This window comes from Pseudonocardia sp. OZ21 (assembly GCF_059359135.1).
In genome coordinates this window covers 22062-35379 of record NZ_JCADBN010000031.1, presented here as the reverse complement: position 1 = coordinate 35379, position 13318 = coordinate 22062, and the positions used below count along the sequence as shown (strand labels likewise).

Sequence of the window (13318 nt, the reverse complement as noted above, 5' to 3'; positions counted from 1 at the left end):
CCCGCCGGAAACCGCTTCTGCACCTCGCCGCGTAAGGGGTCGAACAGACGGGCGCGGTCGGCAGAACCCCTGTGATCACTGGGGGACACATGTGCCCACGCTGCAGTCCTGGCCGGCGACAGCCACTTGTAGCCGGTGGCTCGTGAGCGTCGACAACTCACACCTCGCCCGAAGGTCTCTCCATCTTCAGGCCGACACGCCCTCAACGACGCTCATGGGCACTACAACCAGCCGCCCAGCACGCGCTCGCCGACTCGCTCGCCACTCTTGACCTCAACTGTGATGGAGAAGCAGATGCCAGTCCCGACGATGGGTGTGACCGAGCTCGTGATGGAAGTGCGTGATCTTGCGGCGTCCGAGCAGTTCTACACCGGCGTACTCGGGTTGCCGGTCGTAGGACGCTGGGAAGGAGAGGCGTTCCGAGGTCGGGAAGCCGTCTGGCTGCAGTCGGGAAGTCAGACCCGCATCGGTCTGTGGAAGCCGCAGATCGGCATCGCCGGCTCGCGAGGCGGCGTGCATGTTCACTTCGCGATGACTGTCGCGGAGGGTGACTACGACGCGGTCGTGGCCCAGATCCGATCTCACGGGGTGCACGTCGACGAGGTCTACTTCGGCGACGATCCAACAGCGCCGGGACAGCGCTCGGCCTACGTCACGGATCCCGACGGGCACGTCGTGGAGTTCTGGACGCGTGACGTCGCGACGCAGACGGCGGCAGGCCCTCCGCACGCCAAGAGCCCGGACGTACACGGTGTCGACGGCTAGGAAAGGCGTTCCGTCGACCCGGCGGCGAGCGCCGCAGCGATGTTCTCCATCGCGTTCTTGACCAACGCGCCGTAGGGATCATCACCGAGTGCGTCACTCACCGAGCGGGCCCGAGCGAGGAAATCGGCGGCCGGCACCGCATCGCCGAGGCGCCGGTGGTCGTCGGCGATGCTCAGGTAGAGCGACGGCATGAAGCTGCGGACCTGCAACGACTCGTCGAACTTCTGTGCGCGTTCGTCGGTCACCGCGGCAACGGCAGCCAACGCCCGTTCGTCCCACAGCAGCTCGCTGCGGTCGTCGTCCTGGACATCCGCTGTGAAGTGCGCGATCACGCAGCGGTGGAAGGCATCGCCGTCGTCCTCCCCGATCTCGGTCCAGAGCGCCTCGAGGGCAGCGCGAGCTTCTGCCCTGTCACCCGTGCGCCCACGCTCAACCGCGGCGGTCATGCGAGCCATCACGTCGTCGTTCATCTGCCCCCTGTCCGACGGGTGTCGATCCATCCAAGGATCACGCCTCACGTAGGTCGAGAGTCAACGTCGCGCTCGTGTCCACCCCAGGTCCCCGGCAGCCGCTGATCTAGTGTCATGCCGGTTCAGCGGGCCTTGGCGCCTCGGACCGCGTGACCGGAGGAGTCGATGCTGGGATGGCGGCAGAGCGACCGATGCCCACACAGGACGACGTGCTCGGGTACTTCAGCACGCTGTCGAACTGGGGACGGTGGGGCGACGACGACGAGCGCGGCACTCTGAACCACATCACCGACGACGTCCGGCTGGCGGCGGCGCGGGCCGTGCGCCACGGCAGGAGCGTGTCGTGCGCATGGGAGGTTGCCGTACCGGGAGACATGGAGCGGTCGACGACGACGTGCCCGTGCGCCGCCGACATGCCGGGCGCCGAGAACATGCCGGTGGCCGCGTTCCACGACGACCGGCGCTGGGGCTTCTCGTCCGAGCAACTCGGCATCACGTTCCACGGCAACACCGTCACCCACGTCGACTCGCCGTGCCACATCTTCTGGGACGGCGCGATGTACAACGGGCGGTCGCACTCGCTGGTCGACCCAGCAACGGGATCGGCGTGGGCGGCCGTCACGGCGGCGGCGAACGGGATCATCACGCGTGGTGTCCTGCTGGACGTTGCGCGGGTCCGCGATGTGCCGTGGTTGGAACCGGGGCAGGGTGTGTTTCCCGACGATCTCGAGGAGGCCGAGCGTCGCCAGGGTGTGCGGGTGCGATCCGGCGATGCGGTACTCCTGCGGACCGGCTACGGCCGCGCCCGGCACGAGGCCGGTGCGGCCGGCGGATTCACGCAGGCCGGCTGGCACGCGTCCTGCCTGCCGTGGCTGCACGAACGGGGGGTCGCGCTGATCGGCGCTGACACTCCTCAGGACGTTCAGCCGTCGGGGTACGACGACGTGTTGATGCCGGTTCACGCCGTGGGCCTCGTGGCGATGGGTCTGTGGCTGCTCGACAACTGCGACCTGGAGGTGTGCGCGACGACGGCTGCCGAACTCGGCCAGTGGGACTTCCACCTCGCAGTCGCGCCGGTCCGCTTCGCCGGTACGTCCGGTAGCCCGGTCAACCCGATCGCCACATTCTGACCGCGGGATCAACCCCACCGCTGAGCACCGGTGCTCACAGAACAGCCGGACAGCACAACATCGCCCGCTGACCGTGTTGCTCCTGGTCAGCGGGCGAGCTACGAGTTGAGGCGAGGTGCCCCCGGTGGGATTCGAACCCACACTGGAACCCTTTTAAGGGGCCTGCCTCTGCCGGTTGGGCTACGGGGGCGCCCGTCCAGCGTACGGATCAGGCGCCTGCCGGCGCGTACCCGGTCACGCGCCGCGGAGGCCGGGTGAGACGGCCTCCTCCCCCTGGCCGGGACCGGGGGGAGCGCCCCCCTGTTCCGCACCGGGCCGCGCTGCGGGCGGGGCCGGCGGGGCGGGTGGCGCGGGCAGCGACGAGGGGTCGCGGGCGACGCGGTCGAACTCCGCCTTCGGGTCGTTGATCTGGCCGAGGGCCACGACCTCGCGGCCCAGGAACAACGCGCCGGTCCAGTCGAGGACGATGCGGACGCGCCGGTTCCAGGTGGGCATCCGGCTCACGTGGTAGGTGCGGTGCATGAACCAGGCGACGATTCCGCGCAGCTTGATGCCGTAGATCTCCGCGACGCCCTTGTAGAGACCGAGGCTCGCCACCGAACCGGCGTAGCTGTGCTTGTACGGCGTGAGCTGACGCCCCCGCAGGTGGGCCACGATGTTGTCGGCGAGCACCTTGGCCTGCCGCACCGCGTGCTGCGCCGACGGGCTGGTCTTGGCCTCCGGGTCGTCCTTCGACAGGTCGGGGACCGAGGCACAGTCGCCGGCGCTGAACACCTCGGGCATGCCGACGACCTGGAGCATGGCCGTGCACTCGACACGGCCCCGGTTGTCGCGCGGCAGGTCGGTGTGCTCGAGCATGGGGTTGGGCTTGACGCCCGCGGTCCAGACGATCGTGTCGGCGTCGAACTCGTTGCCGTCGTCGAGGACGACGTGACCGTCCACCATCGACTTGACGCGCGTGTCGAGGTTGACCTGGATACCGGCCTCGAGCAGGCGCTCCACCGTGTAGCGCCCCATCTTGGGCCCCACCTCGGGCATGATCCGGTTGGCCGCTTCGACGAGCACCCAGCGCAGGTCGCCCGGCGTGATGTTCTCGTAGTAGCGGGTGGCGTAGCGGGCCATGTCCTGCAGTTCGGCGAGGGCCTCGATGCCGGCGTAGCCGCCGCCCACCACCAGGAACGTGAGGAACCGTTCACGTAGCTGTGGGTCGAGCGTGGTGGCCGCGGCGTCGAGCCGGGACAGCACGTGGTTACGCAGGTAGATGGCTTCGCCGACGGTCTTGAACGCGATGCCGACGTCGGCCAGACCGGGCACCGGGAGCGTGCGGGCCACCGAGCCGGGGGCCACGACGAGGACGTCGTAACCGACCGTGGTCATGTTGCCCGCGGCAAGCTCGGCGGTGACCTCACGCGTTGCGTGGTTGATGCGGGTGACTCGGCCGGTGAGGTGGTGACACTTCCTCAGCACCTTGCGCAGCGGCACCACGACGTGCCTCGGCTCGATGGATCCGGCCGAGGCTTCGGGCAGGAACGGCTGGTACGTCATGTGTGACTGCGGGTCGATCACCGTCACTTCGGCTTCCCCCCGGCGCAGCTTCTTCTGCAGCTGCAGGGCTGTGTACATGCCGACGTAGCCGCCGCCTACCACGACGATCCTCGTGTTGCGCGCCATGACCCCATGCTCCCACTCTCACGGCGGCTTTACTGCCCGAGCGCGGGTGATGAGGGCAACCCACCCCCAACCGTGATACCTGCAGCGTGTGCGGCCCGTCTCAGCACATCCTCCAGCATCGCCGGAGTGAGCTTGCCGGTGAAGGTGTTCTGCTGGCTGACGTGGTAGCTGCCGAACAGGTGCAGTGGCCCCCGCTCGCCCGCCAGCTCGACGTGGACCCCGTGCCCGAACCGCGGCCGCGGGCGCGGCACCTGCCAGCCTGCTCCGGCCAGCACCGGCAGCAGCGCCTGCCACCCGAACGCCCCCAGCACCACCGCCGCGCGCGGGCGCAGCAGCGCCAGCTCGGCACGCAGCCAACCGCCGCAGGTGTCGCGCTCGGCCGGGGTCGGCTTGTTGTCCGGTGGCGCGCAGTGCACCGGCGCGGTGATCCGGGTGTGGAACAGCTCGAGGCCGTCGCCGCGACGCACGGCCGTCGGCTGGTTCGCGAGCCCGACCGCGTGCAGAGCCGCGAACAGGACGTCGCCGGACCGGTCGCCGGTGAACATGCGGCCGGTGCGGTTGCCGCCGTGCGCGGCCGGCGCGAGGCCGACGACCAGCAGCGACGCGTCCGCCGGACCGAGCCCGGACACCGGGCGGCCCCAGTACTCCTCGTCCCGGTACGCGGCCCGCTTCTCCCTGGCCACGAGCTCCCGCCAGGCCACCAGCCGGGGGCAGGCCCGGCAGTCGACCAATGCCGCGTCGAGGTGATCTAGGGTCGAGAACGTGACCGAGGAGAGCGCACCGGAGAAGCCCGCACCGCCCGTCGACGACCTCGTCACCACCTCCCACACGTTACGCACGGCTGCGGGCGAGCTGGCCTACACGGCGACCGCCGGGCGGATCGTGCTGCGTCACGAGAAGCACACCGACGGCAGGTTCGACGGCCACGAACCGCACGCCGAGGTCTTCGTCGTCGCCTACACGCTCGACGGCGCCGACCCGGCCACCCGCCCCCTCACGATCGCGTTCAACGGCGGCCCCGGCTCGTCCAGTGTGTGGCTGCACCTCGGGCTGTTCGGGCCGCGGCGCGTCGTGATGGGTGACGCTGGCGCGCTCACCCCGCCCCCGTGGGGCCTCACCGACAACCAGGAGTCGCTGCTCGCGCACTCCGACCTGGTCTTCGTCGACCCCGTCTCCACCGGGTACTCCCGGGCCGTCACCGGCGGCAAGCCGGAGGAGTTCCACGGCTACGCCTCCGACGTCGAGACGATCGGGGAGGTGGTCCGGCTGTGGGTCACCCGCAACGAGCGGTGGCTCTCCCCGAAGTACCTCGCCGGGGAGTCCTACGGCACGCTGCGCGCCGCCGCGCTCGCCCAGCACCTGCAGGACCGGCACGGCATGTACCTCAACGGCCTGATGCTGATCTCCAGCGTGCTGGACATGGGGTCGATCCGCTTCACCGAGGGCAACGACCGGCCGTTCCCGCTCTTCTTGCCCACCTACGCGGCGATCGCCCACCACCACGGGCTGCACCCGGGGCGTGAGCTGCGGGAGGTGCTCGCCGACGCCGAGGAGTTCGCCGCGGGCGAGTACCCGGCGGCGCTCGCCGGTGGAGCTCGGCTCCCGGCGGAGGACCTCGACCGGGTGGCCCGCCGGCTGGCCGCGCTGACCGGGCTCGACGAGGGCTACGTGCGCCGCGTGCGGCTGCGGATCGAGCACCACCGGTTCTTCCGGGAGCTGCTGCGCACCTCGGGCCGCACCGTGGGCCGGATCGACGGCCGGTTCACCGGCTGGGAGGACGACGGCGGCGGCGAGCGGCCCAGCTACGACCCGTCCATCGCCGCGATCACCGGGCCGTACACGGCGGCGCTCAACTCGCACGTCCGCAGCAGCCTCGGCTACGCCAGCGACCTGCCCTACGAGGTGCTGAGCGGGCGGGTGCAGCCGTGGTCGTACAGGGAGTTCGAGGGCCGGGGTGTGTCGGTCGTCGGGAAGCTGTCCGCGGCGATGCGCGCCAACCCGCACCTGCGCGTGCACGTGGCCTGCGGTTACCACGACGGCGCCACCCCGTACGCCGCGGCCGAGCAGGTGCTCGCCCAGCTGCCGATCCCCGACGAGCTGCGCGACCGCATCGAGGTCCGCTACTACGAGGCAGGCCACATGATGTACGTGCACGAGCCCTCGCGGCTGGCGCAGTCGGCCGACCTCGCGGCGTTCGTGACGGAGAGCCGGTAGCGCGCGCGAGGATCAGGCGACGGCGATCGAGCGCGCGATCCCGTCGAGGATGTCGTGCTCGCTCACCACGAGCTCGGTGACGCCTGCGCGATCGGCGAGCTCCCGGGCCAGCACGTCGACGATGAGGGCACCGGCGCCGATCACGTCGATCCGGCCGGGGTGGATCGCACGGTGGGTCTTGCGCTCCTCACGGGACATGCCCAGCAGCTCGGCCGCCACCCGGTGCAGGTCCTCGGTCGCGAGCCGCGAGTGGTGCACCGCCTCGGGGTCGTACTCCTCCAGGCGGAGCGCGACGGCCGACAGCGTGGTGACGGTGCCCGCGACACCGACCCAGGTGCGAACGCCCTCCACCGGCACACAGGCGAAGGCCTCGTCGAGGATGCCGGTGGCCACCCGGCGGGCCTCCGCCACGTCGTCGTCGGACGGAGGGTCGCCCCCCAGGCACCGCTCGGTGAGGCGGACGCTCCCCACGTCGACCGAGCAGGCGGCCTGGACGGTGGCCTTCCCGTCCTCCAACGTGCCGACGACGAGCTCGGTGGAGCCGCCGCCCACGTCGACCACGACGAACGGGCCGTCGCCGGGATCGAGGTCACCCACCGCCCCGACGAACGACAGGTTCGCCTCCTCGTCACCCGAGATCACCTCGGCCTCCACACCGAGCGTTTCGCGGACCATCGCGAAGAACTCCTCGCGGTTGCGGGCGTCGCGGGAGGCGCTGGTGGCGACCATCCGCACCCGCTCGGCGCCCTCGCGGCGCACCACCTCCGCGTAGTCGACGAGCGCCGCGTGGGTGCGCTCCAGCGCCTCGGGCGCGAACTCCCCGGTGGCGTCGACGCCCTGCCCGAGCCGGACGATCCGCATCTCGCGGTGCACGTCCCGCTGTTCGGTGGCGCCGTCGGCGGCGGTGGTGATGTCGGCGACGAGCAGGCGGATCGAGTTCGTCCCGCAGTCGATGGCGGCCACGCGCGACATGCACCCTCCAAGGTCGGATCGGGGAATGCGCCAACCGTACGCGGGCGGGTGCCGGGAGTTCAGGAAAGCCACTTTGCTGCCCGCAGAGGGCCTGAAAGTGGCTTTCCTGAACCCCCGGGGTGGCCTTCCCGGGGCTAGCCTCGCGGGCGTGGTCGATCAGATCGGGGCCGTCGGCGGCGAGACCCATCGCGTCTCGAACCAGGTGCCTCCCCTGGCCGGTCACGACCCGCTCGCCTGCGATCCGGCACTCACCGACGCCGTTCGCCGGGAGGGTGCGCAGGACGCGCTGCCGGACCTCGGACGGCTGGGCGCGCTGGTCACCTCGCCGGAGGCGCAGGAGCACGCGCGGCTGGCCAACGCGCACGAACCCGTGCTGCACACCCACGACCGGTACGGCTACCGCGTCGACGAGGTGGAGTTCCACCCGTCGTGGCACTGGCTGCTCCGCACCGCGGTCGGAGCGGGGTTGCACGCCACCCCGTGGGCCGCGGAGCCCGGCACCGGCGCCCACGTGCGGCGGGCGGCGGGCTTCTACCTGATGAGCCAGCTCGAGTCCGGGCACGGCTGCCCGGTCTCGATGACCTACGCCGCGGTGCCCGCACTGCGCCACGATCCCGCGCTCGCGGCGGTGTACGAGCCCGGCCTGGTCTCCACGTCGTACGAGTTCGGGCTCGCCGAGCCTGCGACGAAGGCGGGGCTGCTGGCCGGCATGTCCATGACCGAGAAGCAGGGCGGCTCCGACGTCCGCGCCGGCACCACGTCGGCCACGCCCGCGCCGGACGGGACCTACCGGCTCGTCGGCCACAAGTGGTTCACCTCCGCGCCGATGAACGACCTGTTCCTCACCCTCGCCCAGGCTCCCGGCGGCCTCACCTGCTTCGTGCTGCCCCGCGTGCTCCCCGACGGCACCCGCAACGCGATCCGGCTCCAGCGGCTCAAGGACAAGCTCGGCAACCGGTCCAACGCCTCCGCCGAGATCGAGTACACCGGTGCGACGGGCCGACGGCTCGGCGACGAGGGACGGGGCATCGCCACGATCATCGACATGGTGTCGATGACCCGCCTCGACTGCGTGCTCGGCTCCGCGGCCCTCACCCGGGCCGCCGTGACGGAGGCGGCGCACCACGTGGCCCACCGCAGCGCGTTCGGGTCCCGGCTCGCCGACGCCCCGCTGATGCAGGCCGTGGTCGCGGACCTCGCGCTGGAGTCCGAGGCCGCCACCGCGCTGGCCCTGCGGCTCGCGGGTGCCGTCGACCGTGGTGAGCGCTCCTTGCTCCGGCTCGCGCTCCCGGCGTCGAAGTACCTGGTGTGCAAGCGGGCGCCCGCCGTGGTGGCCGAGGCGTTGGAGTGCCTCGGCGGCAACGGCTACGTCGAGGAGTCGGCGCTGCCGCGGCTCTACCGGGAGGCCCCGCTCAACTCGATCTGGGAGGGTTCGGGCAACGTCACCGCGCTCGACGTCCTGCGCGCGGTGACCCGTTCCCCCGGCTCCGTGGACGCGGTGCTGGCGGAGGTGGACGCGGCCGCGGGCGCCGACGCCCGTTTCGACCGCGGCGTCCGGGAGCTCCGCACCGAACTGCAGGGGCGCGACGAGCGGCGCGCCCGGCGCCTCGCCGAGCTGATCGGCCTGTGCCTGCAGGGAGCGCTCCTGCTGCGGCACGCGCCCGACGAGGTGTCGTCGGCGTTCGTGGCGTCGCGCTTCGGCTCCGACGGCCCGTGGCGCACGGCAGGCACCCTCCCGGCCGACGTGCCGGCGGCGGCACTCCTGGAGCGGGTCACACCCCGCTGAGGAGTGTCAGTCGTCGGTGGCAGGCGGCCGGGCACAGGGGCCCGCGTGCCACCACTCGCCCAGCTCGGCGAGTGCCTCGTCGCCGAACGGGTTGACGCCGGGACCGGCGGCCAGCGCGTGCGCCACGCACACGTGCACGCACTTGACCCGGGTCGGCATGCCGCCCGCGCTCACGTCCGTGCCCAGCGGCTCGATCGCGTCCCGCTCGGCGAGGTAGGCGTCGTGGGCGCGCTGGTAGGCCGCGGCGAGCTCGGGGTCCTCGGCCAGCCGCTCGGTCATCTCACGCATCCGGCCGTCCGCCTCGAGACCGCCGATCCGGGAGTTCAGCCGGGAGCACGTCAGGTAGTACAGCGTGGGGAACGGGGTGCCGTCCTCCAGCCGGGGAGCGGTCTGCACCACCGACGGGAGCCCGCACGGGCAGCGGTGCGCCACCGCGCGGACGGCGCGCGGTGGGCGTCCCAGCTGCGCGGCCACGGCAGCCGCGTCGGCTGTGCTGATTCCGGGGCTGACGCGGGGGCCGGCTCCCGGGCCGGGCCCGGGTGTCTCCTGAGCCGGCGTCATCGGGAACCCTCCAAGGTCTCGCGCCACAGGTGCCGGTACCACGGCTCGCCGGCGTCGTCGGCCCCTGCTCCATCGGCGTCCGGCCCGGTCGGGAGCTGCACGACGTAGGGCACCTCTCCCGGCGTGACGTAGCCGAGCCGCGTTCTGGCCTGCGCCTCGACCTCGGCCGGGTCCGACAGGCGCGCCCGCTGCTTGGTGAGCTCGTCGACGTCCGCAGCGAGCGCCTGCTGCTGCTTCGTGACCGCTGCCAGCTCCTGGCGCTGGGCCACGTAGTTGCGCAGCGGCACCGACACGGTGAGCGCCAGCGCACAGATCACCAGGGCCAGCACGGCGGCGCGCCGCGTGGAGGACACCCCGAGCATCCCGGTGGTCGCGGCCACGACACCGCGCGTGCGGGTCAGCCGGTTCAGCTTCGGCTCGCGGCTCCGGCGGCGCGACGCCCCGGTGCCCGACCGGCGTGGGGCCGGTGGTGTCCGGGGCGTCCGTTCGCCCCGGACCCTGGTCCGTTCCTCGACCACCGCGCCGCCTCAGGCCCGGTGCGCGGGCGACTCGCGCACGAGAAAGGGGCGACTCGCGGGCACGTCAGGCTCCTGACTCCGCCACGGTGAACCGCGGGAAGGCAAGGTCACCGGCATAGCGGGCGGCGTCGCCCAGTGCCTCCTCGATGCGCAGCAGCTGGTTGTACTTCGCCACGCGCTCCGACCGGGCGGGGGCACCGGACTTGATCTGCCCGCATCCGGTGGCGACGGCCAGGTCGGCGATGGTGACGTCCTCGGTCTCGCCGGAACGGTGGCTCATCATGCAGCGGTAGCCCGAGGAGTGCGCGAGCGTGACGGCGTCGAGGGTCTCCGACAGCGTGCCGATCTGGTTGACCTTCACCAGCAGCGCGTTGGCCGCGCGCCGGCTGATGCCCTCGTCGAGCCGCTCCGGGTTGGTGACGAACAGGTCGTCGCCGACGAGCTGGACCTTGTCGCCGATGGCCTCGGTGAGCGCCACCCACCCCTCCCAGTCGTCCTCCGACAGCGGGTCCTCGATGGACACCAGCGGGTAGGCGTCGACCAGTTCGGCGTAGACGGCGGAGAGCTCCTGCGAGGACAGCTTCCGGCCCTCGTAGGAGTAGACGCCCTCGCTGTGGAACTCGGTGGCCGCCACGTCGAGGGCGAGCGCGATGTCCCGGCCCAGCTTGTAGCCCGTCTTCTCCACCGCTTCGGCGATGAGGTCCAGCGCCGCGCGGGTGCCGGGCAGGTCGGGCGCGAAGCCGCCCTCGTCGCCGAGACCGGTGGCCAGGCCCTTGGCCTTCAGCACCGACTTGAGCGCCTGGTAGACCTCCGCGCCCCAGCGCAGCGCCTCGCGGAACGAGTCGGCGCCGACCGGCGCGATCATGAACTCCTGCACGTCGACGGAGCTGTCGGCGTGTGCGCCACCGTTGATGATGTTCATCATCGGCACCGGGAGCACGTGGGCGTTCGGGCCGCCGACGTAGCGGAACAGCTCGAGACCTGACGACTCCGCCGCGGCCTTCGCCACGGCGAGGGAGACACCGAGCAGCGCGTTGGCCCCGAGGCGGGACTTGTCCGGCGTGCCGTCGAGGTCGACCAGGCGCTGGTCGACGAGGCGCTGGTCGATCGCCTCCATGCCGGTGAGCTCGGGCCCGATCTCGTCCAGCACCGCAGCGACGGCCTTCTCGACGCCCTTGCCGCCGAAGCGCAGCGGGTCGCCGTCGCGCAGCTCCACCGCCTCGTGCTCACCCGTGGACGCGCCCGACGGAACGGCCGCGCGCGCCAGCGTCCCGTCGTCCAGCGCGACCTCGACCTCCACCGTCGGGTTGCCCCGCGAGTCGAGGATCTCCCGCGCGCCGACCTGCTCGATGACCGCCACCAGTGCTCCCGTCAAGGCTCGTTATGACGCCAGTCCGCGCTCAGCCGGGGCTGGGCGCCGTGTCCGGTGGCTCAGCGTAGTCGCCGCCTCTTCCGCACCGGCGCAGGAACGCGCCACCGAGCGGCGGGTCCTCGATAGTTTGCCGCCACGACCCGTGTCAACCCCTCGCAGATCGCGTCCCGTCCACCTAACGTAGGGACGACCATGACGAGCCAGCCCGCGTCCGACGGCCTGTTCGAACAGTTCCGCCGGGCAGAGATGTTGATCGCCCGGAGCCGTCCGCTCGACGCGCTGCAGGCGCTCGGCCCCGTGCTCGAGAGCCAGCCCAACGACGTGTCCGTGCAGCTCCTCGCGGGACGCGCCTACCTCAACTCGGCCCAGCTGCACCGCGCCGAGGAAGCCTTCGCCCGCGTACTCGACCTTGATCCGTCCGACCACTACGCGCGCTTCGCACTCGGTAAGGCGCTGCACCGGCAGGGACGTCTCGCCGAGGCGCAGGCCCAGCTCAAGATGGCCGCGGCCATGGACCCCCGTCCCGAGTACCAGGAAGCGCTGGGCGAGGTGCTGGCCCGCATCGCCGTCGAGGGCGCGGAACCCGCCTGACGCCCCGCTCGACGCGAGACCGCACGATCAGGCGCCGAACAGCGCGCTCCCCCAGTGGTCACCGTCGTGGGTCACGCCGGGCGGGCAGGCGAACAGGCCCGACCCGACGTGCTGGATGTACTCGTTGAGCGCGTCGTTCGCCCCGAGCTTGCGCTGCAGCGTCACGAAGGTCGCCGGGTCGGACTGGAAGCTGACGAAGAACAGGCCCGCTTCGAGATCGCCCGTGGTGGCGTCGATCCCGTCGTTGAAGGAGTACCCGCGGCGCAGGAGCCGGAGGCCGTTGTTGTTCTCGAACGCGGCGAGCCGGATGTGGGCGTTGTCCGCGATCACGGGAGTGCCGTCGGGCCCCGTCGCGCCGAAGTCCGGGGTGTCGAACTCGCCGGTGCCGGTGAGCGGAGCCCCGGCCGTCTTCGTGCGGCCGAAGACCGCCTGCTGGTCGGACAGGTAGTCGCGGTCCCAGTTCTCGACGAACATCCGGATCCGGCGGGCCACGAGGTAGGTCCCACCGCGCATCCACGCCTGGTCCGACCCGTTGCCGACCCACACGTGCTGGTCGAGTGCCGCGGTGTCGTCGCTCCTGATGTTGCGGGTGCCGTCCTTGAACCCCATCAGGTTGCGCGGGGTGGACTGGCCCGAGCCCGTCGTCGAGGTGCGGCCGAAGCCGAGCTGGGTCCACCGGTTGACGACCGTGCCGCGCCCGAGCCTGGCCAGGTTGCGGATCGCGTGGAACGCCACCTGCGGGTCGTCGGCACAGGCCTGCACGGCGATGTCCCCGTTGCTCCTGGAGCTGTCGAGCAGCTCGCCCGGCAGCGCAGGCAACGGCTGCAGCGCCGCGGGACGCCGGGAGGCGAGCCCGAACCGGTCGTCGAACATCGACGGCCCGAACCCGATCGTCATGGTCAGGCGGGACGGCGCCAGCCCGTCGGCCTCGCCGGTGTCGGCAGGGGGGACATCGGGTGTGGCCGAGCTGCCCGGCACGGGAGCGCCCTGGGCCATCGCCGCTGCCGCCGTCGTCCAGGTCTGCAGCATCGAGACCAGATCATCGCGGTCGGGGCTGGTGACGTCGAACGCCGCGAACGCGAGCTGGTTCTGGACGTCGGTGGTGATGCCGGCCTGGTGCTCGCCCTGGAAGGCCACCACGGGTGCCGCCACTGCCGACCCGGGTGCCGCCGCCGCGATCGAGGTGCCCGCGACGGCGAGACCGGCACCCGCCACTCCCGCACCGGCGAGACTGCCGAGGAAGCGGCGCCGGGACAGTTCACCCATGT

General features: G+C 71.8%; 13 protein-coding genes and 1 tRNA gene. 5 read left to right on the top strand and 9 right to left on the bottom strand.

Annotated features, from left to right (window positions below; translation table 11 throughout):
* Positions 1–294: 294 nt before the first annotated feature.
* Complete coding sequence (locus tag AC5L35_RS36605; protein ID WP_495064349.1) at positions 295–765, top strand: VOC family protein; 471 nt, start codon at positions 295–297, stop codon at positions 763–765.
* Here the strand turns inward: AC5L35_RS36605 and AC5L35_RS36600 are convergent.
* A complete protein-coding gene (locus AC5L35_RS36600; RefSeq protein ID WP_495064348.1) occupies positions 762–1235 on the bottom strand; it encodes a hypothetical protein in 474 nt (157 codons plus the stop codon). The genes AC5L35_RS36605 and AC5L35_RS36600 overlap by 4 nt on opposite strands.
* 191 nt (positions 1236–1426) lie before the next feature.
* Here AC5L35_RS36600 and AC5L35_RS36595 point away from each other — a divergent pair, with 191 nt between their 5' ends.
* Positions 1427–2365, top strand: coding sequence for a cyclase family protein (locus AC5L35_RS36595; protein ID WP_495064347.1), 939 nt, complete (start codon positions 1427–1429; stop codon positions 2363–2365).
* A gap of 116 nt (positions 2366–2481) precedes the next feature.
* On the opposite strand, the gene AC5L35_RS36590 is transcribed toward AC5L35_RS36595, so the two are convergent.
* From AC5L35_RS36590 to AC5L35_RS36580, 3 genes are all read right to left on the bottom strand, one after another.
* Positions 2482–2555: transfer RNA gene (locus AC5L35_RS36590), tRNA-Leu, on the bottom strand.
* A 44-nt stretch (positions 2556–2599) separates the two neighbouring features.
* Positions 2600–4036, bottom strand: coding sequence for an NAD(P)/FAD-dependent oxidoreductase (locus tag AC5L35_RS36585; RefSeq protein WP_495064346.1), 1437 nt, complete (start codon positions 4034–4036; stop codon positions 2600–2602).
* Positions 4037–4065: 29 nt separating this feature from the next.
* Positions 4066–4767: a uracil-DNA glycosylase gene (locus AC5L35_RS36580; protein ID WP_495064351.1), complete on the bottom strand. Its 702-nt coding sequence runs from the start codon at positions 4765–4767 to the stop codon at positions 4066–4068.
* Between the two features lie 31 nt (positions 4768–4798).
* Between AC5L35_RS36580 and AC5L35_RS36575 the strand changes: the two genes are divergently transcribed.
* Complete coding sequence (locus tag AC5L35_RS36575) at positions 4799–6250, top strand: S10 family peptidase (protein ID WP_495064345.1); 1452 nt, start codon at positions 4799–4801, stop codon at positions 6248–6250.
* Between the two features lie 12 nt (positions 6251–6262).
* Here the strand turns inward: AC5L35_RS36575 and AC5L35_RS36570 are convergent, their stop codons facing one another.
* Positions 6263–7222 (bottom strand): Ppx/GppA phosphatase family protein, encoded by a 960-nt coding sequence (locus tag AC5L35_RS36570; protein WP_495064344.1) that lies wholly within the window; start codon positions 7220–7222, stop codon positions 6263–6265.
* A gap of 148 nt (positions 7223–7370) precedes the next feature.
* On the opposite strand from AC5L35_RS36570, the gene AC5L35_RS36565 reads away from it, so the two are divergent.
* On the top strand, positions 7371–9008 hold the full coding sequence (locus AC5L35_RS36565) for an acyl-CoA dehydrogenase family protein (RefSeq protein ID WP_495064343.1): 1638 nt from the start codon (positions 7371–7373) through the stop codon (positions 9006–9008).
* Positions 9009–9014: 6 nt separating this feature from the next.
* Here AC5L35_RS36565 and AC5L35_RS36560 read toward each other — a convergent pair whose 3' ends face one another.
* From AC5L35_RS36560 to eno, 3 genes are all read right to left on the bottom strand, one after another.
* Complete coding sequence (locus tag AC5L35_RS36560) at positions 9015–9569, bottom strand: DUF501 domain-containing protein (protein ID WP_495064342.1); 555 nt, start codon at positions 9567–9569, stop codon at positions 9015–9017.
* Positions 9566–10087, bottom strand: coding sequence for an FtsB family cell division protein (locus tag AC5L35_RS36555; protein ID WP_495064341.1), 522 nt, complete (start codon positions 10085–10087; stop codon positions 9566–9568). Before AC5L35_RS36555 ends, AC5L35_RS36560 begins: the two co-directional genes overlap by 4 nt.
* A gap of 64 nt (positions 10088–10151) precedes the next feature.
* Positions 10152–11447: a phosphopyruvate hydratase gene (eno, locus tag AC5L35_RS36550; RefSeq protein ID WP_495064340.1), complete on the bottom strand. Its 1296-nt coding sequence runs from the start codon at positions 11445–11447 to the stop codon at positions 10152–10154.
* A gap of 204 nt (positions 11448–11651) precedes the next feature.
* On the opposite strand from eno, the gene AC5L35_RS36545 reads away from it, so the two are divergent.
* Positions 11652–12050, top strand: a complete 399-nt coding sequence (locus tag AC5L35_RS36545) for a tetratricopeptide repeat protein (protein ID WP_169396487.1) — start codon at positions 11652–11654, stop codon at positions 12048–12050.
* A 27-nt stretch (positions 12051–12077) separates the two neighbouring features.
* Here AC5L35_RS36545 and efeB read toward each other — a convergent pair whose 3' ends face one another.
* A complete protein-coding gene (efeB, locus tag AC5L35_RS36540) occupies positions 12078–13316 on the bottom strand; it encodes an iron uptake transporter deferrochelatase/peroxidase subunit (protein WP_495064339.1) in 1239 nt (412 codons plus the stop codon).
* Between the last annotated feature and the right edge of the window lie 2 nt (positions 13317–13318).

Coding starts and splice junctions, on each gene's coding strand:
- AC5L35_RS36600 (WP_495064348.1), bottom strand. CDS start 1,235: ATGAACGACGACGTGATGGCTCGCATGACCGCCGCGGTTGAGCGTGGG.
- AC5L35_RS36570 (WP_495064344.1), bottom strand. CDS start 7,222: ATGTCGCGCGTGGCCGCCATCGACTGCGGGACGAACTCGATCCGCCTG.
- AC5L35_RS36545 (WP_169396487.1), top strand. CDS start 11,652: ATGACGAGCCAGCCCGCGTCCGACGGCCTGTTCGAACAGTTCCGCCGG.
- efeB (WP_495064339.1), bottom strand. CDS start 13,316: ATGGGTGAACTGTCCCGGCGCCGCTTCCTCGGCAGTCTCGCCGGTGCG.
- AC5L35_RS36605 (WP_495064349.1), top strand. CDS start 295: ATGCCAGTCCCGACGATGGGTGTGACCGAGCTCGTGATGGAAGTGCGT.
- AC5L35_RS36595 (WP_495064347.1), top strand. CDS start 1,427: ATGCCCACACAGGACGACGTGCTCGGGTACTTCAGCACGCTGTCGAAC.
- AC5L35_RS36585 (WP_495064346.1), bottom strand. CDS start 4,036: ATGGCGCGCAACACGAGGATCGTCGTGGTAGGCGGCGGCTACGTCGGC.
- AC5L35_RS36560 (WP_495064342.1), bottom strand. CDS start 9,569: ATGACGCCGGCTCAGGAGACACCCGGGCCCGGCCCGGGAGCCGGCCCC.